General features: G+C 68.8%; 11 protein-coding genes and 1 riboswitch. Of the genes, 1 reads left to right on the forward strand and 10 read right to left on the reverse strand.

The window, feature by feature from the left end; translation table 11 throughout:
• Positions 1-75 precede the first annotated feature (75 nt).
• From eno to ACIQMX_RS30875, 8 genes are all read right to left on the reverse strand, one after another.
• The gene (gene eno, locus ACIQMX_RS30840; RefSeq protein ID WP_363067441.1) at positions 76-1,356 is read right to left on the reverse strand and encodes a phosphopyruvate hydratase; all 1,281 of its coding nucleotides are present in this window, start codon (positions 1,354-1,356) and stop codon (positions 76-78) included.
• Positions 1,357-1,642: 286 nt separating this feature from the next.
• Entirely contained in the window at positions 1,643-2,377 is a 735-nt protein-coding gene (locus ACIQMX_RS30845) for a transglycosylase family protein (RefSeq protein WP_402482965.1), read from the reverse strand.
• Between the two features lie 4 nt (positions 2,378-2,381).
• Positions 2,382-2,553, reverse strand: a riboswitch (cyclic di-AMP (ydaO/yuaA leader).
• A gap of 301 nt (positions 2,554-2,854) precedes the next feature.
• Positions 2,855-3,808: a transglycosylase family protein gene (locus ACIQMX_RS30850; protein ID WP_402482968.1), complete on the reverse strand. Its 954-nt coding sequence runs from the start codon at positions 3,806-3,808 to the stop codon at positions 2,855-2,857.
• A gap of 105 nt (positions 3,809-3,913) precedes the next feature.
• Positions 3,914-5,227, reverse strand: coding sequence for a cytochrome P450 (locus ACIQMX_RS30855; protein ID WP_363067435.1), 1,314 nt, complete (start codon positions 5,225-5,227; stop codon positions 3,914-3,916).
• 29 nt (positions 5,228-5,256) lie between these two features.
• A complete protein-coding gene (locus ACIQMX_RS30860; protein ID WP_402482971.1) occupies positions 5,257-6,237 on the reverse strand; it encodes a nucleoside triphosphate pyrophosphohydrolase in 981 nt (326 codons plus the stop codon).
• 32 nt (positions 6,238-6,269) lie between these two features.
• Positions 6,270-6,926 (reverse strand): SurA N-terminal domain-containing protein, encoded by a 657-nt coding sequence (locus tag ACIQMX_RS30865; protein ID WP_363067431.1) that lies wholly within the window; start codon positions 6,924-6,926, stop codon positions 6,270-6,272.
• A gap of 137 nt (positions 6,927-7,063) precedes the next feature.
• Entirely contained in the window at positions 7,064-7,465 is a 402-nt protein-coding gene (locus ACIQMX_RS30870; protein ID WP_402482974.1) for a GtrA family protein, read from the reverse strand.
• Positions 7,462-8,430, reverse strand: a complete 969-nt coding sequence (locus tag ACIQMX_RS30875) for a glycosyltransferase family 2 protein (protein WP_363067427.1) — start codon at positions 8,428-8,430, stop codon at positions 7,462-7,464. The genes ACIQMX_RS30870 and ACIQMX_RS30875 overlap by 4 nt, the downstream gene beginning before the upstream one ends.
• Positions 8,431-8,560: 130 nt before the next feature.
• On the opposite strand from ACIQMX_RS30875, the gene ACIQMX_RS30880 reads away from it, so the two are divergent.
• Positions 8,561-9,763, forward strand: a complete 1,203-nt coding sequence (locus tag ACIQMX_RS30880) for a teichoic acid biosynthesis protein C (protein ID WP_402482977.1) — start codon at positions 8,561-8,563, stop codon at positions 9,761-9,763.
• Positions 9,764-10,016: 253 nt separating this feature from the next.
• Here ACIQMX_RS30880 and ACIQMX_RS30885 read toward each other — a convergent pair whose 3' ends face one another.
• Positions 10,017-10,526, reverse strand: coding sequence for a hypothetical protein (locus tag ACIQMX_RS30885; RefSeq protein WP_363067423.1), 510 nt, complete (start codon positions 10,524-10,526; stop codon positions 10,017-10,019).
• A gap of 1 nt (position 10,527) precedes the next feature.
• Positions 10,528-21,042, reverse strand: a complete 10,515-nt coding sequence (locus ACIQMX_RS30890) for a LamG-like jellyroll fold domain-containing protein (protein WP_402482980.1) — start codon at positions 21,040-21,042, stop codon at positions 10,528-10,530.
• Between the last annotated feature and the right edge of the window lie 166 nt (positions 21,043-21,208).

Consider the following 21,208-nt stretch of genomic DNA (forward strand, 5'->3'; position numbering starts at 1 on the left):
ACGGTACGGGACCGAGTGCGGGGACGGACGGAGGCCGGGGCACTTGACCCGGCCGGGCTTCACCGGGCCCGGATGTCAGCCCTTGAAGCGCGGGAACGCCGAGCGGCCCGCGTACACCGCGGCGTCGTCGAGGATCTCCTCGATGCGCAGCAGCTGGTTGTACTTGGCGACGCGGTCCGAGCGGGCCGGGGCGCCGGTCTTGATCTGGCCGCAGTTCACGGCGACCGCGAGGTCGGCGATGGTGACGTCCTCGGTCTCGCCGGAACGGTGCGACATCATGCACTTGAAGCCGTTGCGCTGGGCCAGCTCGACGGCGTCCAGGGTCTCGGTCAGCGAACCGATCTGGTTGACCTTGACGAGCAGGGCGTTGGCCGAGCCCTCCTCGATGCCGCGGGACAGCCGCTCCGGGTTGGTGACGAAGAGGTCGTCGCCGACGATCTGCACCTTGGCGCCGATCTTGTCGGTGATGACCTTCCAGCCGGCCCAGTCGTCCTCGTACAGCGGGTCCTCGATGGAGACCAGCGGGTACGCGGAGACGAGCTCCTCGTAGTACTCGGTCATCTCGGCGGCCGAGCGGGACTTGCCCTCGAACTCGTACTTGCCGTCCTTGTAGAACTCCGAGGCGGCGACGTCGAGCGCGAGCGCGATGTCCTTGCCCGGGGCGTAGCCGGCTTCCTTGATGGCCTCGACGATGAGGTCCAGGGCGGCGCGGTTCGACTCCAGGTTCGGCGCGAAGCCGCCCTCGTCACCGAGACCGGTGGACAGGCCCTTGGTCTTCAGGACCTTCTTCAGCGTGTGGTAGACCTCGGCGCCCCAGCGCAGGGCCTCGGAGAAGGACTCCGCGCCGATCGGCGCGATCATGAACTCCTGGATGTCCACGTTGGAGTCGGCGTGCGACCCGCCGTTGAGGATGTTCATCATCGGGACGGGCAGCAGGTGCGCGTTCGGGCCACCGAGGTAGCGGAACAGCGGCAGGTCCGAGGCCTCGGAGGCGGCGTGCGCCACGGCGAGCGAGACGCCGAGGATGGCGTTGGCGCCGAGCGAGCCCTTGTTCTCCGTGGCGTCGAGGTCGAACATCGCCTGGTCGATCAGCCGCTGCTCGGTCGCGTCGTAGCCGACGAGCTCCGGGCCGATCTGCTCGATCACGGCGAGGACGGCCTTCTCGACGCCCTTGCCGTGGTAACGGCTGGGGTCGCCGTCGCGAAGCTCGATGGCCTCGAACGCGCCGGTGGAGGCGCCGGACGGAACGGCAGCACGGCCCGTGCTGCCGTCGTCGAGGCCGACCTCGACCTCGACCGTGGGGTTTCCGCGGGAGTCGAGGATTTCCCTGGCTACGACGACGTCGATGGACGGCACGAGGCATCTCCTTCTGGGATGTGACGCTTGTGGTGCAGGGTCGCTTTGGCCTTGCGACAAGAGCCTAACCGGCCGGGCCACCGCAACCGGCCGACCGCCCGTCCCCTGGGACGAAAAAGGACCCAAGGGCAGGCACAGCGGGGCAAAAGGCCAGAAATTTACTGGCTAGTAACTACAACAGTTGAACGATCAACGCAGAAACCGGCTCACCCCGGACCGGCACGCACGGGGGGAAGGTGCGCACCGGGCCGGGGCGGCCGGGGTCATCGGCGAGGAGAGATCGCGACTACTTCGTCAGGTGGAGCTGCTGACCCGGGTAGATCAGGTCGGCGTCCGTGACGATGTCCTTGTTCAGCTTGAAGAGCTGCTCCCAGCCGCCCTCGACCTTGTGGTCGGCGGCGATCTTGCTCAGGGAGTCGCCGGTGACGACCTTGTACTCGCCGTCACCCTTCGCGACCTTCTTGCCGGTCGGGGTGGTGACGGTCTTCTTCGGAGCGGCGGCGCGGTCCGAGCGGTTGGTGGCGGGGGCCTCGGTGCGCTCGGCCTTCTTCGGCTCAGCCTTCTGGACCGGCGCGGACTCCTGCTTCGGGGCGGCCTCGGTCTTGGCGGCGGAGGAGCCGGTGTCGACGCCCGGGTCGACACCGTCGTTGCTCAGGTTGCCGGCGCCGGCGCAGGCCCAGGCGCCCGGGCCCTGGAGGGCGAGGAGCTTCTCGGCGGTGGCGATCTGCTGAGCCTTGGTGGCCAGGTCGGCGCGGGCCGCGTACTGGGTGCCGCCGGCGGCGGCCCAGCTGGACTGCGAGAACTGCAGGCCGCCGTAGTAGCCGTTGCCGGTGTTGATGGACCAGTTGCCGCCGGACTCGCACTGGGCGACGGCGTCCCACGTGGAGACGGAGGCGGCGGAGGCGCCGGTCGCGCCCATCAGGGGCACGGCGATGGCGGCACCGGTGACACCGGCGAGCGTGGCGATACGGACGGCCTTGGACGGGCGACGGTGCTTGTTGCCCTTGCTGTTGAGCAGCATCGAGACTTCTCCTCACCGACGCCTGCGAGGTGAGCTGTCGGGTTCGGGCCAAGTGAGTTGCCCGGTCGCACGTCCTAGCGCGCGACTTCACCCCAAGCCGGTCCTGATGCGTCTTGCGACGATCGGGCCCGGCGCTTACCTGGGTCCCCCGCTCCTGCCTACGGCGCTTTACGCGTCTGTTCCCTTCGACCGACGGCAGGATTCGGCGTGACGGTCGACGGGGCCCGCGGTGCGAGCGGTTCCGACCGTAAACACAACCAACCCGCATATCCAAAGATGGACATACCGTATAAACAGCCCTTACTTGCACCCGAAGAAGTACTGTTTGCGCAGGTGGGAACGGATGCGGCGGGACCTCCCGGACAAGACACGCCAGTTCACGCAAAGAGACCCATGTCTCACTTGGTCAAAAGTGGGACATAGACCTCTTAACTACCCCAATATTTGGGGTGTTTTCAGCTGATCATCAGACCGCGCTCATTCGGCCTTCACGCCGAGATCGAGGCTCTGGCCAGGCAGGATGAGGTCGGGGTCGGAGCCCACCTCGGCCTTGTTGGCCTCGTACAGGGCCGTCCAGCCGCCGGGCAGCTCCTGTGCATCAGCAATCGCCCACAGGTTGTCGCCCGCGCGCACGGTGTACGCGCCGTCAGCAGCCGGGGCTCCGGTGTCGCGTGCGCCACTGTCACCGCGCGAGGCGTGCCGGCCCGCGTCCCGGCCGCCGGCGCTCCCAGGGGTCTCCTCGGGAGCCGGGGCGCCACGGTGCTTGCCGCCCTTCTCCTGCCCCTCGGAGGAACCCTTCCCGGCCCCGGAGGCGTCACCCGGGGGCGTCGCGGAGGGCGTGGCCGACGGGGACGCCGACGCGTCCGGCTTCGCGTCCTCGTCCTTCGCGTCGCCCGACGGTGCCTTCGTCTTCGTCTTCGAGGACGCGTCGTCCGACGGGGTCGCGTCCCCGGACGGATCGGCGCTCGCGGACGGATCGGCGCTCGCGGACGGGTCCACGGTGTCCGCCGGGTCGGCGGACGGGGCGCTGCCCGGGTCCACGCCCGGCAGCCCGCTGTCCACGGCGAGGCCCGAGATGACCGCGCAGCTGGGCCACGCCTTCGGCCCCTGGTCCTCCAGGACCTTCTCCGCCACGGCGATCTGCTGCGAGCGGCTGGCGAGGTCCGCGCGCTCGGCGTACGACTCGCCGCCGTACGACTTCCAGACCTCCTGCGAGAACTGCAGACCTCCGTAGTAGCCGTTGCCGAGGTCGGCGCTCCACATGCCGCCGCTCTCGCACTCGGCCACGCGGTCCCAGGTCGAGGCGTCGGCGGCGTGCGCACCCGCCGCACCGAGCAGCGGGATGGCGATGGCCGAGCCGGTCACGCCTGCGGCGACGATGATGGCGGGTGCCTGCCGAGGGCGACGGTGTCTGCCGTTCGCGGAGCCCATGGGAATGCCTTCCGTGTGACTGACGGGTGACGGGTGAGTCGAACGGTGAACCTAGCGGGACTCGAACGCATGTCACAAGTCGATGCAGCGCAGATCACGTGAAAGTCACAGAGTTGACAGAGTGTCACCTTCGTCGCGTACCGGCCCGGGCGTGAACTCCACCGGCAGCGTACGCAGTCCGCGCATGATGAGCCCGCCACGCCACCGCAAATCGGCAGGTTCTCCCGCAAGTCGCAGGTCGGGCAGGCGCTTCAGGAGGGTGGCGAGCGCGGCCTGCCCCTCCAGCCGGGCCAGCGGCGCTCCCAGGCAGTAGTGGATTCCGTGACCGTAGCCGAGGTGCTGATTGTCACGCCGCGCAAGGTCCAGCGTGTCCGGTCCGTCGAAGCGCTCCGGGTCCCGGTCCGCGGCCGCGAGCACGACGAGGACGGGGTCGCCCTCACCGACGCGCTGCCCGCCGATCGTCAGCGCCTCGGTGGCGTACCGCCAGGTCGCGAGCTCCACCGGACCGTCATGGCGCAGCAGTTCCTCGATCCCCGTGGCGAGCAGCTCCGTCTCCCCGGCGGCCAGGGAACGCTGGAGCTGCGCGCGCTGCTCCGGGTGGCCCAACAGGGTGTGGACGCTGTTGCCGATCAGATTGACGGTGGTCTCGAAACCGGCGAACAGGAGGATGAAGGCCATCGCCGCGGCCTCGTTCTCCGTCAGGTGTTCACCGTGGTCGCTCGCCCGGATCAGCCCCGAGATCAGGTCGTCCCCCGGGTTCTCGCGCTTGCGGTGGATCAGTTCGAGGAGGTAGCCGCGCATCTTCTTCACGGAACGGGCCACCCCGCCGCGCGGGCCGCCGCCGTGGCGGATCATCATGCCCGCCCAGTCGCGGAAGTCGTCCTGGTCCTCGCGGGGCACGCCGAGCAGGTCGCAGATCGCGTAGATGGGGAGCGGGAAGGCGAACTCGTGGATGAGGTCCGCCTCTCCCTTCTCGATGAACCCGTCGATGAGCCGGTCGGTCAGCTCCTGCACGCGCGGGGCGAACTCCGCGATGCGCCGGGGCGTGAACGCCTTGGACACGAGGCGGCGCAGCCGGGTGTGGTCGGGCGGGTCGATGTTCAGCAGATGCGTCATCAGCTCCGCGTTGCGCTCGCCCGGGATCCCCGTCTTCCCCTTGGCGTGCGCGGACTCGGCGTGGTGCGCCGGGTTCTTGGACAGCCGGTTGTCGGCGAGTGCCTCCCGGGCGTCCGCGTACCGCGTCACCAGCCAGGCCTCGACCCCGCTGGGCAGCGTGGTGCGGTGCACGGGGCTGTGCTCGCGCAGCCAGGCGTAGGCGGGGTACGGGTCGGTGGCGAACTCCCACGTGAAGAGTTCGGGTGCGGGTGGCGTCGCGTGGGCGGGGCAGCCAGTGGGGGCGTCGGCGGGTCGGTCGTTCACCCCCCGACGGTATCCGCTGTCCTCCGCCGCTAGCCGACGCCCTCCGCCGCCCGGATCGCGTCCCGGTACGCACGCCCCGCCGCCCTCAGTGCCGCCTCCGGGTCGATGCCGTCCTCCTGGGCGTGCACGGCCAGGGCGAGGAGCCGGTAACCGATGCCGCCGTCCTCGTCTCCCTTCCCGCCCTCGGGGAGCGCCACGTCGAGTCCGGCGGTACGGACCCGGCTCGCGAGCTTCGCGGCGAGCGCCAGGCCGGGCTGGCCGAGCGGCACCCCGTCGGTGACGGACTCGCGCTGCTTCTCGATCGCCTTCGTCCGCAGCCAGTGCGCGTGGACGTCCTCCGGTGTCTCGGCGGTCTCGTCGCCGAAGACGTGCGGGTGGCGGTGGATCAGCTTCTCGACGAGGGTGGCGGCGACGTCGTCGACGGAGAAGGGTTCCTCTTCGTCCTCCTCCGCGATGCGCGCGTGGAAGACGACCTGGAGCAGTACGTCCCCGAGCTCCTCGCGGAGCTCCTCGCGGTCGCCGTCCTCGATCGCCTCGACGAGTTCGTAGGCCTCCTCGATGGCGTACTTGGCGAGCCCCTCGTGGGTCTTCTGCGAGGTCCACGGGCATGCGAGGCGGATCCGGTCCATGACCTGGACCAGGTCGAGGAGCCGGGCGCCGGGAAGGTCGTACGAACCGGGCAGCAGCTCCAGGTTCGGCATGTGCACCCGTCCCGAACCGGCCAGCCGGGCCAGTCCGTCGGTCAGCGGCTGGTTGCCCTCGCCGCCGGTGAGGACGACCACGGTCCGGCCGCCCGCGCACGCGTCCACGAGCTCCTGCGCGTCGGGCACGCCGGGCGTCACGGTGATGCCCGCCTCGCGGAGATACGGCAGCTGCGGCTGGTCCTGCTCCCCGCAGTGCACCCGGTCGGCGGCGTGCAGGGTCTGCCAGGCGGGCCAGGACAGCAGTCCGGGCGCGACGCGGTGGCTGGCGGTGAGCAGGACGATGCGGCCGGGGTCTTCAGCGTTCACGACTCGAATCTACCCCGGCCGTCGGACAGTCCTCAGGCCCCGGCCTCCGCGGCCGACTGGGCCGGCTTGGTGACCTGGCTGATCCAGGGCGCCTTGTACTCGGCGAGCTGGATCTGCTGGTTGTTCCAGGCCCCGAACCTCGGGTTGACGTCGACCTTCAGTGCCTTGGACGCCTTCGTCAGGGCGTCGCCGAGGACCTTCGTGCCGGCCGGGGTCGTCGGGTCGGCGCCGAGCGCCTGGCCGAGCTTGGTCAGCTGGATCTGCTCGCGCAGGAAGGCGTCGATCTGGTCCGGGGCGATCCAGCGCTCCTGGAGCACCGCGGCCCGCAGCCCCGCCTCCCCCTGGTACTGGGCGGCGGCCTGCTGCCGCATCTGCTGGATCTCGGCGCGGGTGACGGTCACCCCGGCGTCCGCGGAGGCCTTGTCCAGGACCCGGTCCAGGATCATCCCGTGCAGCTTCGCGCGGCCGAGTTGCCCGGACTGGTTGGTGACCTGGGCGGCCTGCTTCGAGGCGTCCTGCGCCCGGCGGACCTCCTCCACCTGGCCCTGCACGGTGGCCACCGTGATCCGGTCCCCGCCCACGACAGCCGCGGCACCGGGGTGGGCCTGGCTGCCGCATGCGGCGAGGAGTGGCGCTGCGCCGAGCAGTGCGGCGGAGACGGTGAGCGCGGTGCGACGGCGGCGGTGCAAAGGAGCCTCCCGAGGAGATTGTGCGGCGGTGCACAAAGCCTTGCGGTGATCGATGTTAGGCAGTGGAACGGGTCCGGGCCACTGATTCGACCAACGATTCGGCAGGAGTTGGGGATGTGGGGTGTCGGCTTCGCGGATCAGCCGACCCGCTCGGCCGTTCTCCGCGGGGTGTCGGGCCGCAGCATGATCGTGCGCGACACGACGAACGTGATCGGGATGGCGGCCGCGGCCGCCACCAGCGGTGCGTAGCGGCTGCTGAATCCGGCCAGGTCGACCAGCAGGTAGACACCACCGGTCGTGATGACGAAGTTGGCCGCGTTGGTGAGCGGGAAGAGCAGGAACTTCCGCCAGGTGGGCCGGGTGCGGTAGGTGAAGTACGAGTTCAGGAAGAACGACCCGGTCATGCTGAGCGCGAAGGCGAGCACATGCGCCGCTATGTACGGCAGCCGGTGCAGCAGGACGAGGTAGCAGCCGTAGTACGTGCCGGTGTTCACGGCGCCCACCAGGGCGAACCGGGCCATCTGTGCCTTGACCGTCATCGGCGTACGAACTCCATGGGCTCCGGCTCCTGGGCAGGCCGGTGCGCGCGGGTGTTGGTGGCCTTGACCAGGAAGTGCGGGCGGCGCTTGACCTCGTAGTAGATACGGCCGACGTACTCCCCCACCACCCCGACCATCACCATCTGGACACCGGCGAGGGCGGTGAGGACCACGAGCAGGGTGACGTATCCGGGGGTGTCGACGCCCTTCACCAGGGCGACGCCGACGATCCAGGCGGCGTAGACGAGGGCCACGGACATCAGGAGCATGCCGAGGTAGAGCGCGGCGCGCAGCGGCTTGTTGTTGAAGGAGAGGAGTCCGTCGAGGCCGTAGTTCAGCAGCTTGCCGAAGGTCCAGGCGGAGCGGCCCTGTTCCCGGACGGCGTTCTCGTAGCTGAAGGTCGTGGTGGGGAAGCCGACCCAGGCGAAGAGGCCCTTGGAGAAGCGGTTGTACTCGGTGAGTTCGAGCACGGCGTCGGCGGCCCGGCGGGACAGCAGCCGGAAGTCGCCCACTCCGTCCACCAGTTCGACGTCGACGAGACGGTTGATCAGCCAGTAGTAGGCGCGGGCGGTGAGGGTGCGGGTGACGCGGTCGCCCTTGCGGGTGCGGCGGGCGATCACCTGGTCGTAGCCCTGTGCGTGCTCCCGGAGCATGCGGCCGACGAGCTCCGGCGGGTGCTGGAGGTCGGCGTCCATGATGACGACGGCGTCGCCCTCGGCGTGCTGGAGGCCCGCCAGCATGGCGGCCTCCTTGCCGAAGTTGCGGCTGAAGGAGACGTAGCGGGCCCGGGGGTCGGCGGCCGCCAGTTCCTGGAGGATCGGCAGCGTCCGGTCCGCACTCCCGTCGTCCACGTAGACGAGTTGGAAGGCATGGCCCAGGCGGGTCATCTCATCCGTCACGCGTTCATGGAAGCGTTCGAGGATGTCTTCCTCGTTGAAGCAGGGCACCACCAGCGAGATCAGCACGAATGTACATCAGCCGGTCAATGTGTCGGTGGCGGATGGCGGGCGTGGCCTGAGGGCGACGATTGGGTGAATTGAGCTTGCGGAGGAACCCGCTTGAGCGCGGTCTGCCCTGCCGCTTGGATGAGGAACCATGACCCACGACAGAATCGTTCACCCCAGCCGCCGCTCGCTCCTCGCGTGGAGCGGCGCTGGCGCGCTCACCGTTGCCGGCGTCTCGGCCGGCACCGGCACGGCCTCCGCCGCCGACCACCCCACGCCGGGTTCGGCACTGCTGGTGCCGTCGCCCCGGCTCGACCTGAACAGCGCGTCGGACAACTGGATACGCGAGAAGCCCCTGCGTGACACCACGATCATGCAGTCGTTCGGCTACGACAACGCCAACGGCCACATCTACGTCGCCCAGGTGACCCAGGGCGGCCTGAAGCTCGCGGGCGAGTCCGCCGCGGTGAGCAGCGCCGACCGCAACCGGCACGGCGACCTGACCATCACCAAGTGGGACATGTCCGGCAACACGCTGGGCTACATGTACCTGCGCGGCTTCGGCCACGGCATGAGCATCGGCGTCGAACCGGCCGGCGGCAAGGCCTATCTGTGGACGGAGGCCGACGGCCAGGAGGTCCCGGACCCGGTGCACCCGGACGACCCGACCAAGACCACCAGCCGCGGCAGGCGCCTGGCGCGCTTCCCCTTCGTCAACGGCCAGGTGCTCGACTCCGGCTCGGCCGGCCTCACCATGTACGCGCCGGTCCCGGGCGCCACGACGTACACGGCCTCCGTCGACCCGGTCTACGGCCGACTCGCCATCCGCTTCCGCGACACGGACGGCGTGATGGTCTTCCAGGTCCACGACCTGGATCTGGCCCGCCTCGGCATCTGGAGCCAGCCGCTCGCGAACGTCCGCGAACCGAGACTCACCGCGGTTCCCGGCTGGCCGCTGACCACCTACGGCGACCCGTTCCTCCAGGGGTACGTCGCTGTCGGCCAGTACCTCTACATGCTGCACGGCAACAGCTACGGATCCGTCCAGAAGATCAACGGCCAGGACACGGTGATCTCCGCACCCGGCGTCGGCAACACGTTCATCACCTCGGTGAACCTCACCACGGGCTCCCTGGACCCGGCGCCGCCCTCGCCGTTCAAGGAAACCGTCAACCCGGCCCACACGGCGGCCGCGTACACCCTGGACTACCGCGAGCCGGAGGGCTTGGGAGTCCTCGTCCCGAACCCGGCCCAGCCAGGCGTCTTCAGCATCGGCATGGGCTTCGCCTCGGGAGTGGCGGGGGCCCGGGCGGCGACGATCTACGGCAAGGCGGGGCTCGTTCAGCCCTCATAACGCATTGGCCCAGACCGCAGGGCCCCGGGCGGCGCAATCGGCTCGGGGCCCTGCGCCGCCGGCATCACCGAAGCTTCGCGGGCGGCGTCGAAAGCACCTCAAGCCCCGCCGGATACGTTCCGGCGGGGCTTGAGGTTTGCTGCGCCAGTCAACCGATTGCCCGAGCGTGAAGGCAGCGGTCGAACAATTCCATCCGGCCGAAGCACTGACTCCTCATGCGAGACAGACTCCAGCCGGAAAACGATGGCGCCGATCAGGCGTGGCGTCCAGGATCGCCGCGTCGAAGCAACCGAAGGCGGTCTACCGCAATACGCCTCACGCGCTTCGTACCGCCTGTCTCCGCGAGACGGGTCAGCAGACTTGAGTCTGTGGAGACCTCCGCCGCCCGCAGCTGGAGCCAGACAGACCAGTCACCCGGCCCGCCATCCACGGTTCCCCCTTCGCCAAGGGTCTCCATGACGCAATAATCCCTGGCCCGCTGTTCGGCGAATTGGCGATTCTTGCCCGGAGGCAGTCTACGGACCCACTCTCGGGATTCCACCGATGGCAGGCGCTCCATCATCTCCAGGACGATCGAAAGGGCCACGGATTGATCCGGTTCGACCTCGACCGCCCGAAGCAGCAACTTCCTGCCCTCAGGCGAATCCATGGCGCGAAGGTAGAGATGCCACCTGTCATGCTCGGATTCGACCTCTGCGGCCACGCCTCCAAGGTGGGCGGAAATCTCGGAAACTACGGCACCGACTTCGAATTCATTTGACATTTCAACACCCACCCCCTCTGTTCGCCTTGTAAGCGGCCATGCTTTTACGGATGGCCTTTCGAATTGACCCCAGATTGTCGTCGATCACCTTTTGCTGCGCCCGCGACAACTGAACGTTGTCCTTGAGCGGCTTCCCGTTTTGACCAATCTGAATTCCGTGCCCCTTAATTCCAGGGCCCATCAGGTGGCCATGAGCAGGACCATGGTCGTTTGAGAAGATTTGGAATCTGTGTGAACCGTCTCTGAATACCTCCCCTGCCGCATCATCCTGATTGTGCACGAGAACAGGTGTTGCGCCTGCCAGCACATAGTACGTGTGCAGACCCTCGATACTCAGGTCGTACGTGACGCGCTGCGCTGTGTACGCCTTGGTGTCGATCACCACCGCAGGCCCGCCGGTGTCGTTCTGGAGTTTCTGGCCGGCCTTGAGATCGGCAGCCTGGGTCCAGGCATTCTTGGTGGCTTCGTAGAACTGGTGGTGCTTGGTGGTCTGGATCGTCTTCGGGCCGGACTTCGTATCGACGACGACGTCGACGTAGTCGCGGTCCGTCTTGGTGACGATAACCGCCTTTACTTTGTGCTTCTCCGTCTTCTTCTTGCCCGGTTCGGCCGTCAGGACGTAGTCCCCGACCTTTACCTCGGAGATCGGCTTGGTCGTGCCGTTCGCCAGCAGCACCCCGGTCAGGCCCGTGAAACTGTGCGGAACACCAACCCGGCAACTACCACCCGGAGACGTCGGCTCACCGTCCGGCTCCTGCTTCCCCGTCGACTTGCGGCCGAACTTGCTCCCTGCCGCACCGAACACGCCACCGGTCGCCGCGCCGACCGCCGAGGCCTTCGCCGCGCCGGAGACGCTGCATCCTTCCTCGCTGGCCGCACAGGAGATGCCGTAGCCGACCGCGCCTTCCGCAGCGCCTCCCGCGGCGCCCATCGCCGCGCCGTTCAGCGCCTTGCCGCCGACACCGGCGAGCAGGCGGCCCACCGCGCCGGAGGCAGCTCCGCCGGCCGCGCCGCCAAGGGCGCCGGTCAGGGCTCCCACGCCGACCGCGGTCGCGAATCCGCCCAGGGTCTTGGGACCGTCGCTCATCGCGTAGCCGACCGCGTTGGCAGCGGCACCCGCGAGCATGCCGCACGCGACGACGCCTCCACCCAACGTCGCGCCCGTGCAGCCCGCGAAGACCGCCACACCGACCGCCACCGAGGCGATCGTCGAAGCGTGCTGCTTCACGAAGTTGGCTGTGGCCTTCGCCGCCTTCTTGACGGCCTTACCGACCTTCTTGGCGGCCTTGACCACCTTGTGCGCCACGCTCTTGACGGCCTTGGCGACCTTGCGGACGGTCTTCTTGACCTGCTTGACGACCTTGTGGACGTATTTCTTTACGCGCTTGTACGTGCGCTTGACGTATCTCTTGACCTTTTTGACACTGTCGGCCACGTAGTGCACGGCTTTCCGCACCACGCGCTTGGCCTTCTTGACGACCTTCTTGACCGCCTTCTTGATCTTCTTGGCGGCGGCCTTGACCTTCTTCGCGACCTTCTTGACGGCCTTCTTGGTCTTCTTCCAGGCCGACTTCGCGACCTTCTTGACCTTCTTCTTGACCTTCTTGATGGCCTTGTCGACGAAGCTCGGCCAGTGACCCGTCGGGTCGGTGGCCGTCATCGGGTTCTGGTCCGCGTACGCGTAGCGGTTCGCGGACACCGACGTCGGCAGCGGGTTCATGCCCACCGTGTCGCGGCTGTTGAACTGGCCGGTCTCCGGTGAGTACCAGCGCGCCGCCATGTTGACCTTGGCGGTCTCCGGGTCCGTCCACCCCGACTGGTAGCCGAGGTGTCCGACCATGCCGGTGGACTCCTCGACCTTCCCGAACGGGGAGTACGTCGTCGAGCCGGTCAGCGCCTCGCCGTCCGCGGTGAACTGGCCCACCACGTCGTCGTGGATGTCGGTCAGCGCGAGCACCGAACCGATCGCCGACTTGATGCCCATCAGCGAACCGTCGACGTTGCGGCTGTACGACGTACCGCCGTCCGACGCCACGTCGTTGCCGGCCCCGCTGTAGGCGAAGTCGTACATCGTGCCGCCCTGGCCGTCGCTCGCCTTCAGCGTCCGGTCCAGGCCGTCGTAGGTGTAGGTCCGCTCGCCCTCGCTGATGACGCGGTTGAAGGCGTCGGCCTTCACCGACGTCTGCACACCGGCCTCGTCGGTGACCGAACTCATCGTGCCGCGCGCGGTGTACGTGTACGCACCCTGGCCGTCCGAGGTCAGGCGGTTGCGGGCGTCGTACGTATAGGTGTCACCGCCCACGCGGGTCCGGTTGCCGGACGCGTCGTAGCCGTACTGCTCGGTCGCGCTCCCGTTGTTCCAGGACGACAGGCGGTTCGCCCAGTCGTACGTGTACGTGTTGGTAGTGGCCCCGGCGACACCGGTCGTCGTCTTCGACGTCTCGTTGCCGTTGAGGTCGTAGCCGTAGGTGGACGACGCCAGCGACTTGCCGGTCGGCGACGTCAGCTTGTCCGTGGTCAGCTGGCCCAGGGAGTCGTACGAGAAGTCACGCCGCCCCTTGCCCTGGCCGTACTCGATCGACGTCACGTTGGACTCGGTGTCGTACCCGTACGTCATCGACGTACCGGTCGCCCCGTCCTGCGCCGTCTTCAGACGGCCCGCCGTGTCGTACCCGAAGGTCGACGTGCCCGACGCGTCCTTGCGCGAGGTCATCGCGCCGTTGCCGTCGTAGGCGAAGGAAGAGGTGCCCGACGGTCCGTTGGCGCTCAGGAGCAGACCGCGGTCGTCGTAGGAGAAGGTGTTCTTCTCGTCGTCCGCGCCCGCCACCGAGGTGACCTGGTCGTCGTCGTCATACGTGTAGGTGTGGTCGGTGGTCTCCGCCTCCGCGCCCGTGCCGTGCTGGCGGACCAGCCGGCTCCGGTCGTCGTACTCGTTGCTGACGACGACCCCGCCCGGGGAGCGCTGCTCCTGGGGACGGCCCGCCTTGTCGTAGACCATCGTGAACGTGCGGTCCACGAGGTCGGGATGTGTCGGGGTGGAGGGTTCGATCTCCTTCTCCGCCATGCCCCACGTGTTGTACGTGGTGAGGAAGGCGTTGCCGCGGCCGTCGGTGAAGCGCGTGCGGTTGCCCGCCGCGTCGTAGCCGAAGGTCGTGGTGATCGACTCGGTCTCCGAGACCGGCTGGACCGCCTTGGTGATCAGGCCCGTCGCGTCGCTCGTGAGCGTGACGGTGTGGCCCCGGTAGTCGGTCACCGACGTCGGGTTGCCCACCCGGTCGTAGGTGGAGCTGCTGGTGCGCAGCACCTTGCCCGTGGCGTCCAGGTCCTTGGTGGCGGTGAGCTGGCCGTAGCCGTCGTAGGTGTTGACGGTGCTGGTGCCGTCGGCGTCCACCGACGTGAGCGGCCGGCCGTCCATGTCGTACGTGAAGCGGCTGGTGGCGCCCGCGGCGTCGGTCACCTCCGTCGTCTCGCCGAGGACGTTGTACTTGTAGGACTCGCTCACCCCGGTCGGGCTGACCGTCCGGGAGAGTTCGCCTCCCGGTGCGTTGTACTCGTTGATGGACGTGTACGCCCGCTCGGTCGGCTGGCGCACGATGTCCGTGTCCGTGACCGGGCGGCCGAGGTAGTCCCAGGTGGTCTCCTGGCGGGCGCCGCCGGGCCGGGTGGCCGACAGCTGGTCGCCGTTGGCGGTGTACGTGTACCGCGTCGTGGCGCCGCCGGGCTCCTTGACCGAGGCCAGGTCGCCGAGCTGGGTGTAGGCGTACTCGGTGCGCTTGCCCAGCGGGTCGACCTCGGCGGTGACCTGACCGAGCTTGTTGTACTCGTTCCAGGTCGCGGCCGTGATCGGGGCCGAGGCCCCCGGCGGGGTGTAGTTCGGCATCGTCGTCGAGGACTCCTGGCCCTCGGCGTCGTACGCCGTCGTCACCACGTTGCCCAGCGGGTCGGAGGACTCGGTGTCCTCGCCGAACGTGTTGTAGCCGGTCATCGACACCGGGCGGACCGACACCGGGGTGCCGCCGCCGGTCTCACTGTTGACCGCCGGCTCGGTGACGCTGGTCTGCTGACCGGCCTCGTCGTAGCCGTAGTCGGTGGTGACTCCGTTCTCGTCGGTCATGGACAGCGGCAGGCCGCGCTGGTCCAGCTTCCAGCTGGAGGTGCGCACGGAACTGCCCGCGGCCGGCAGGGTGCCGCCCTTGAGCGCGGCCACCTGGGTCGCGGTCAGCGCCTCGCCGTAGACCTGGATGTCGCTCAGCGCGCCGTTGGTGTTCTCCTTGCCCGGGATCCTGCGGCCGATCTGGAGCGGCCCCGTGGCGTCCCAGGGCGTGGTGAACGCCGTAGAGGTGCCGGCCTGCACGCCGTTGACGTACAGCCGGATCTGGGCGGCCTCCTTGTCGTACACACCGGTCAGGTGGGTCCAGGTGCCCGTGGTCACCGCGGCGGTGCCGGAACTGGCCCTCACGATGACCGGGCTGGCCATGTCCGAGCTGTGCCGGTTGAACGTCCAGCCGTACGCCGTGGAGTAGTACAGCTGGAAACCGCTGGCGGACTCTCCGGACTGGGCCAGGAAGGTGTTGTTGGCCGCCGTGGAGTTCAGCTTGACCCATGCCGAGACGGTGTAGGAGCCGCCGGTGTTGACCACCGCGCCCTTCGTCTCGCCGTAGGCGTTGGCCGTGCCGTCGAAGACGGCGGCGCCGCCGTGCTCGGTGGAGTGGGTGACCCCGCTACCGAAGGTGACGGTCCGGTTGCCACCGGAGGAGTCCGCGGCCGACGTGCCACTGGTCTCGCCCAGCTTCCAGCGGGCCACCGGTGCGGTGGTGCCGTCGTGGAGCGTGGATCCGGTGACGTTGCCGAGGTTGTCGTAGAGCGTGTCCTCGGTGCTGGTGCGGCCCGCGGCCGGGTCCAGGTCGGTCTCCGAGACGACGTTGTCGTCGGGGTCGTAGCTGACCTTCGTGGTCCGGGCGAGGCCGCCCGGGTCCATCACCGTGGACGTGGTGCGGTCGGAGGCGTCCACCGTGAACGTGGAGACGGTCTGGCCGTCGTTGGTGACCTGCTTGACCAGGTTGCCGGCCGCGTCGTAGGTGTTGGCCTCCTCGGTGAAGGACAGGCCGTTGGCCGGGTCCTTGCGCATCACCGAGGCGGAGAGTCCGTCGTCGGTGTACGTGTACGCCGTGACGAGGCCCATCGCGTCGGTGATCGACGCGAGCCGGCCAGCCGGGTCGTAGGCCCGGGACTCCTGCACGAGGGTCGTGGCCGGCGAGGGGTTCGCCGGGTCGCCCGTGTAGTTCAGCAGGTTGGTGGTGAGGGGCCTGCCCTCGCCGTCGAACGTGTACGTGTTGACGTTGCCGGCCGGGTCGGTCTCCTTGACCTTGTTGCCGTACACGTCGTACTCGAACGACGTGGTGTCGCCGCCCGGGTCCGTCCTCGACGCCATCCGGTTGTACGCGTCGTACGTGATCGACGTGGCGCGGGAGGCGTCACCGCCCGTCAGGTCGGAGACCGTCTGGGAGAGGACGTTGCCGTCGGGGTCGTACACCGTGCTCGTGCGCCCGGTGTGGACGGCCCCGGTGACCCGGTTGGTGACCGGCGGGTCCGTCTCGGTGAGGACCTGGTCGTCCTTGTCGTACGTCAGGGTCGTGGTGATGCCGCCCGGCTGGGCGTCGGTCACCTCGGTCCTGGTGAGCTGACGGCCGAGGTTGTCGTAGGTGCTCTTCTCCTTCGCCCCGTTGGCGTCCGTGGTCTCGGCGACGTCACCGTTGGCGAAGTAGGAGTACGCGGTCTTCCGGCCGCCCGGTGTGACCACTTCGGCGACCAGTCCGGCCGGCGCCTTCGCGGTGCCGCCCTCCGCCGCCGCGGTGGTGGCGGTCGTGTACGCGGTGGTGGCGGTCCGCCCGTTCGGGTGGCCCGGCACCGGGGGCGTCGTCACCGAGGTGAGGTTGCCCGCCGTGTCGTACGCGTAGCTGGTCAGGTACGTGTTGTCCGTCGGGCCCGAGGAACGGCCGTCGCGCTCGGTGAGCACCAGGTCGTTGCGCGGGTCCATCGGCGGGAACGCCGTGGTCGAGTCCGGGTAGTACGTGTAGTAGTCGGTGGCGCACTTGCCCGCGGAGGTGTCCTGGCACATGGTCTGGGAGACCGTGTTGCCGCGGATGTCGTGGCCGGTGATCGAGCGGTTGCCGTTGGCGTCGGTCACGGTGTGCAGGAAGCCCGCCGTGTCGTAGCCGTAGGTGGTCCGCTTGCCGTTGGTGTCGATCGCGGTCAGCAGACGGTTGCCCATCTCCGCGTCGTACACGTAGGTCATCGTCTTGTCGGTGGGGTCGGTGAGCTTCACCGTCCGCACCGGGGCGACGCCCGCGGATGCCTTGTACGCCGACCAGTGCTGCTCGACCTGCTCCTCGGTGAGTCCGCCCGCGTGCACGGCGACCTCGGCGATGGAGCCGGTGAAGTAGCTGACGTCGGCCGGAGCGCTGATCCAGCCCTTGGCGAAGCCCGCGCCGATGAACGTGCGGGTGTTCGTCTGGTCGTTGGGCGCCCCGGTGAAGTCGGCCTGCTTGACTCCGTCGACGTACAGGGTCTGCGTGGTTCCGGTCGCCGAGAGCACCGCGTGGTGCCAGGTGTTGTCGGTGACCGTCGCCTTGGACCCGAAGTCCGTGGCGGCCGAACCGGACACGCTGTACCAGTGGCCGCGGAGCTTGCCGTCGGCACCCACGTACAGGACGGGGTCGATGGGACCGCTCGCCCCGGCCGCGTCGTTGGGGGCCTTGGTCTGGTCGGACACCAGCACGCCGGGCTTCGCGGTCTTGAACCACAGCTCGACGGAGCGGTCGCCCTTGCCGTGCCAGTTGGCGTACGGGATCTCCGCGTAGGAGCTGGTCCCGTTGAACTGCGCCGCCGTGACGTCACCGGTGCCGAACGGCCCGGCCACGCCCTGGGTGACGCTGTTGTACGTGCCGAAGCCGGTGTGCAGCTCGTTCGCGGCCTGGGCCGCGCCCTGGGTGTCGTCCAGGCGCCAGTATCCGGCCGGCGCCGATCCCATCACCGCGGAGCGGTAGACCTGGGACGAGCCGGTGACCGTGGCCGGGTTGAGCTTCCAGGTACCGCCGTCGCCGTCGGTCGCCTGGACGACCAGGTCGTCGGTGGTGCCGTAGGTCACGGCCGACTGGGTCTTGCCGTTCGGCGTGGTGATCTTGTTGAGCAGTCCCGCGGACCGGGTGGCCGCCTGGTACTGCGCGGTGATGACCGAGGGGTCGAGCGCCTCGGTGTAGACGGCGACCTCGGCGAGCTGTCCGGAGTAGTGCCCCAGCTTGTCGGAGGCGTTCATGGCCGGCCAGCCGTCGGTGTTCACCCCGGCACCGAAGGAGATGTAGGGCTGCTCCCAGTCGTTGATGGTGCCCGCGAGGGTGCCCTGCTTGGCGCCGTCGAGATAGAGCGTCTGGGTGGTCGCCGCTCCGGTGAGGGCCACGTTGTGCCACTTGCCGTCCGTGACGGTGGCCGTGGACGCGATCGTGGTCATGCAGCCCGGGGACATGGCGAGGCAGCCACGGAGCTTGCCGTCCGTGCCGACGTACACCGCCGGGGTGTTCTTCTTCGTGTTCGCGACCGGGTCGGCGTCACTGAGCGGCTTGTCCCCGTAGTAGAAGAGGACACCGCCCGCCTGCGTGGTCTTGAACCACAGCGACACCGTCGTGTACGAGGGCGTGGCGCCGGGGGCGCTCGGGATCTCGACGTACGACGTGGTGCCGTTGAACGTGGCTGCCTTCTGCGTGGACCCGGTCAGCGGACCGGTCCCGCCGAGGGTCACGTTGCGGTAGAGGCCGTTGAACCGGCCCTGGTTCAGGTCGACCGTGTCGCTCGCGACCGTTCCGCCGGTCTCTCCCAGCCGCCAGTACGCGAACGGGTCCGCGTCCATGACGGTGGTGCGGTAGTGGTTGCCCGTGGCGTAGCCGTAGACCGTGCACTTGGTGGGGTCGGCGGGCGGGCAGACCTTGGTGAGCTGGTCGCCGGTGTAGCCGTAGTTCCAGACCTGGGCGGTGCTCGTGTCCCCGGCCTTGGCGGGGTCGGTGGTCACGGTCGCCACGTGCGGGGCGGTGGCCCCGGCCGGGGTCTGCCAGGTGAAGGTCAGCGACCGGTTGGAGGTGGTGTTGGTGACCTTGCTGAGCTTGCCGCTCGTGTAGGTGAAGGTCTCGGCGCGGTTCGCGTAGTCCTTGATGGAGGAGATCGCGAACGTGCCGGCCTTGCCGGTCACCGCCTGCTGGAAGCTGTAGGCGGTGAAGTCCTTGTCGGTCAGCGTGTAACCGCCGCCCGACGCGGCCGGTGCCAGGCGTGCGTACCGTCCCATCGGCGGGACGAAGGTGCCGTCGGAGTTGCGGCCGAAGGCGACCTGCTCGCCGCCCGGGTAGGTGATGATGACGCTGGTCAGGGTGCCGGCGCCGTCCTTCACCTCCGCGGCCGTCATGTCGGTGACCGTCGCCCAGCCGGCGCCGAAGCCACCGTCGGTGCGCGGGTCACGGCTGTTGTAGGAGCGCTCCACGGACAGCGAGGGTCCGACGACCTCGATCTCGGCGTCGGTGTCCTCGGTGGTGTAGTTGGCGTCGCTCGGGTCGAACTCGTGGCCGTCGGTGTTCTGGGCGAGGCCCGAGGTGACCGGTGGCTGCGGTACGGCGGTGGCGAAGCGGCTCGCCGAGTACATCACCGAGTCGTATCCGTCGGTGACGCTGACGTACCAGTCGTAGTTCTTGCTCCACTTGAGCTTGCCGGCGGGTATCTTCCAGCTGCTCTTGGCGATCATCCCGGAGGAGGCGACGGGCGTGGTGCTGTCGCTGTCCGCGTCGTACACCTCGAAGGCGTACGTCAGAGCGGCCATCGGCCACTTGTCGGCATCGCTCGCGTAGACGAGCAGCTCCGGCTGGAGCGTGTTCGACTGGTGGTTGACCGGCGGGTACTGGGCGTTGATCTGCGGCGCCGTGTTGGGCGTGTAGGTCAGGTCCAGCGCGGGCCGGAAGCCGGCCGTGGTGCTGTTGTCGGAGTGGAACTTCTTCCAGTGCAGCCCGTCGCCGGTCGGCGCGGTGAGCGCCAGGCCGTAGTTGGCGCTGCCGGTGGCGACGCCGTCGAACCAGTCGGTGGACAGCTTGACCGGCATCTTCGTGCCGATGCTCAGGTCGTTGGTGCCGCCGGCGTTGTTGGTGCAGGAGGCTCCCGGGGCGGGCGTGGCGGTGCCGATCGCGGCGCCGTAGGCCGGTCCGGGGTAGGAGGTGACTCCGGACGGGGTCCAGGACTTGGTGATCGGGCTGACCGAGAACGGCTCGGCGGTGCAGGTCGCGGACCAGACCGCGTACACGTTCAGGGTGGCGGCCGTGACCCGCTGGCCCTTGAGCGTGGTGCCCAGCGTGGAGAACTGCAGGAACGAGTTCGCCTTGTTGGTGCCGGAGTCGTAGCTTCCGACCTTGATCTGGTTCTCGGTGGAGTGGTCGCCGCCGATGGTGTTCTGCGCGTACGTCGTGTTTCCGGCGGTGACCGTCGGGTCCACGGTGACGGGATAGGCCCGGGCCGGGTCGTCCAGCCAGTCGCGGTCGGCGGTCAGCCGCAGAGCGGGCTTGCCGTCGGCGGTGGTCAGTTCATAGGTCACCGCGCGGGAGATCGCCGCGTCGCCGGAGCGGGGGTCGATCCTGGAGTCCTCCATGAAGGCGTGGGGAATGGTGGCGGTCACCTCCCCGTCCCCGTCGGTGAACTCCACGTCCCCGTTGTCCGCGATGCGAGGGGTGAGTCCCTGGACGTCGAGGGGGAACAGCCAGGAGTTGGGCGCGTCCTTCGAACGCAGGACCAGCCGCTCCTTGAAGCCTTCGGCGAGCGGTGAGAGCAGCAGGTCGGTGTCCGGCAGGACATCGGCGTACGTCGCCGTGTTCTCGGCGTCGACGGTGGCGACGGCCTTCTTCGCCCCGCGGAGCGAGTAGGCGAGGCGCCGGCCGGCGCCGAAGTCCACGGAGGCGAGCTGCTGGTCGTTCGCGTCCGGGGCGAACTCGACGTCGAGGGAGTTGGCGGTCTGCTGGAGCCTGCCGTCCTCGCCCTCGGTCAGATCGGTGTCGATCGGCTTCCAAGCGCCGTCGGCACCCTTGAAGTTGGACCGGCCGGCGTAGTGCCGGACGGTGGTCGACCCGTCGGTGTTGACGAAGTAGTCGGACGTCGCCGTCGACTTCTTCGCGTTCCGCTTGCTGGTCTTCGCGTCGAAGCTCTTGGCGTTGCCGGCTGCGCGGTCGGTCACCACAGTGCCTGGGCGGTCGTCCGCCCGGGCATAGGCGTCGAGTTCGCCCTTGCCCTTGCCTGCGCTGTGCCCGACCGCGGTCCTGCTGCTGGTCTGGTCCGCGGTGGCGGTGTGGCTCTTGCCGCGCGCGGTGCCGCTCTCCTGGTCGGGAGTGTCCAGGGAGGACTTGTCCAGCCACTCCCAGAGCCCGGACAGGGACATCTTCGGCATCGAGAGCGCCGGAAGGGTCTCACCCGTGGCGGACGCCGTCTCGGTCGTGAGCATGCACGAGAGCGAGACGAGTACGGCAACTGCCGTGCCTCGCGCCCTGCGTCGCCCAACGGGACCTGGTGGAAACAACGATGATGGTCTTCGCCATCGAGCACGCATGGGAGCTGCTTTCTCTTCACAAGGCCTACATATGGCCTCGCGAGATTGCCCCATACACCGA

Origin of the sequence: Streptomyces sp. NPDC091416 (assembly GCF_044756845.1) — a bacterium.
Classification (GTDB): Bacteria; Actinomycetota; Actinomycetes; order Streptomycetales; family Streptomycetaceae; genus Streptomyces.

Coding starts and splice junctions, on each gene's coding strand:
- ACIQMX_RS30845 (WP_402482965.1), bottom strand. CDS start 2,377: ATGCTGCTCAACAGCAAGGGCAACAAGCACCGTCGCCCGTCCAAGGCC.
- ACIQMX_RS30880 (WP_402482977.1), top strand. CDS start 8,561: ATGACCCACGACAGAATCGTTCACCCCAGCCGCCGCTCGCTCCTCGCG.
- ACIQMX_RS30850 (WP_402482968.1), bottom strand. CDS start 3,808: ATGGGCTCCGCGAACGGCAGACACCGTCGCCCTCGGCAGGCACCCGCC.
- ACIQMX_RS30890 (WP_402482980.1), bottom strand. CDS start 21,042: ATGCTCACGACCGAGACGGCGTCCGCCACGGGTGAGACCCTTCCGGCG.
- ACIQMX_RS30885 (WP_363067423.1), bottom strand. CDS start 10,526: ATGTCAAATGAATTCGAAGTCGGTGCCGTAGTTTCCGAGATTTCCGCC.
- ACIQMX_RS30870 (WP_402482974.1), bottom strand. CDS start 7,465: ATGACGGTCAAGGCACAGATGGCCCGGTTCGCCCTGGTGGGCGCCGTG.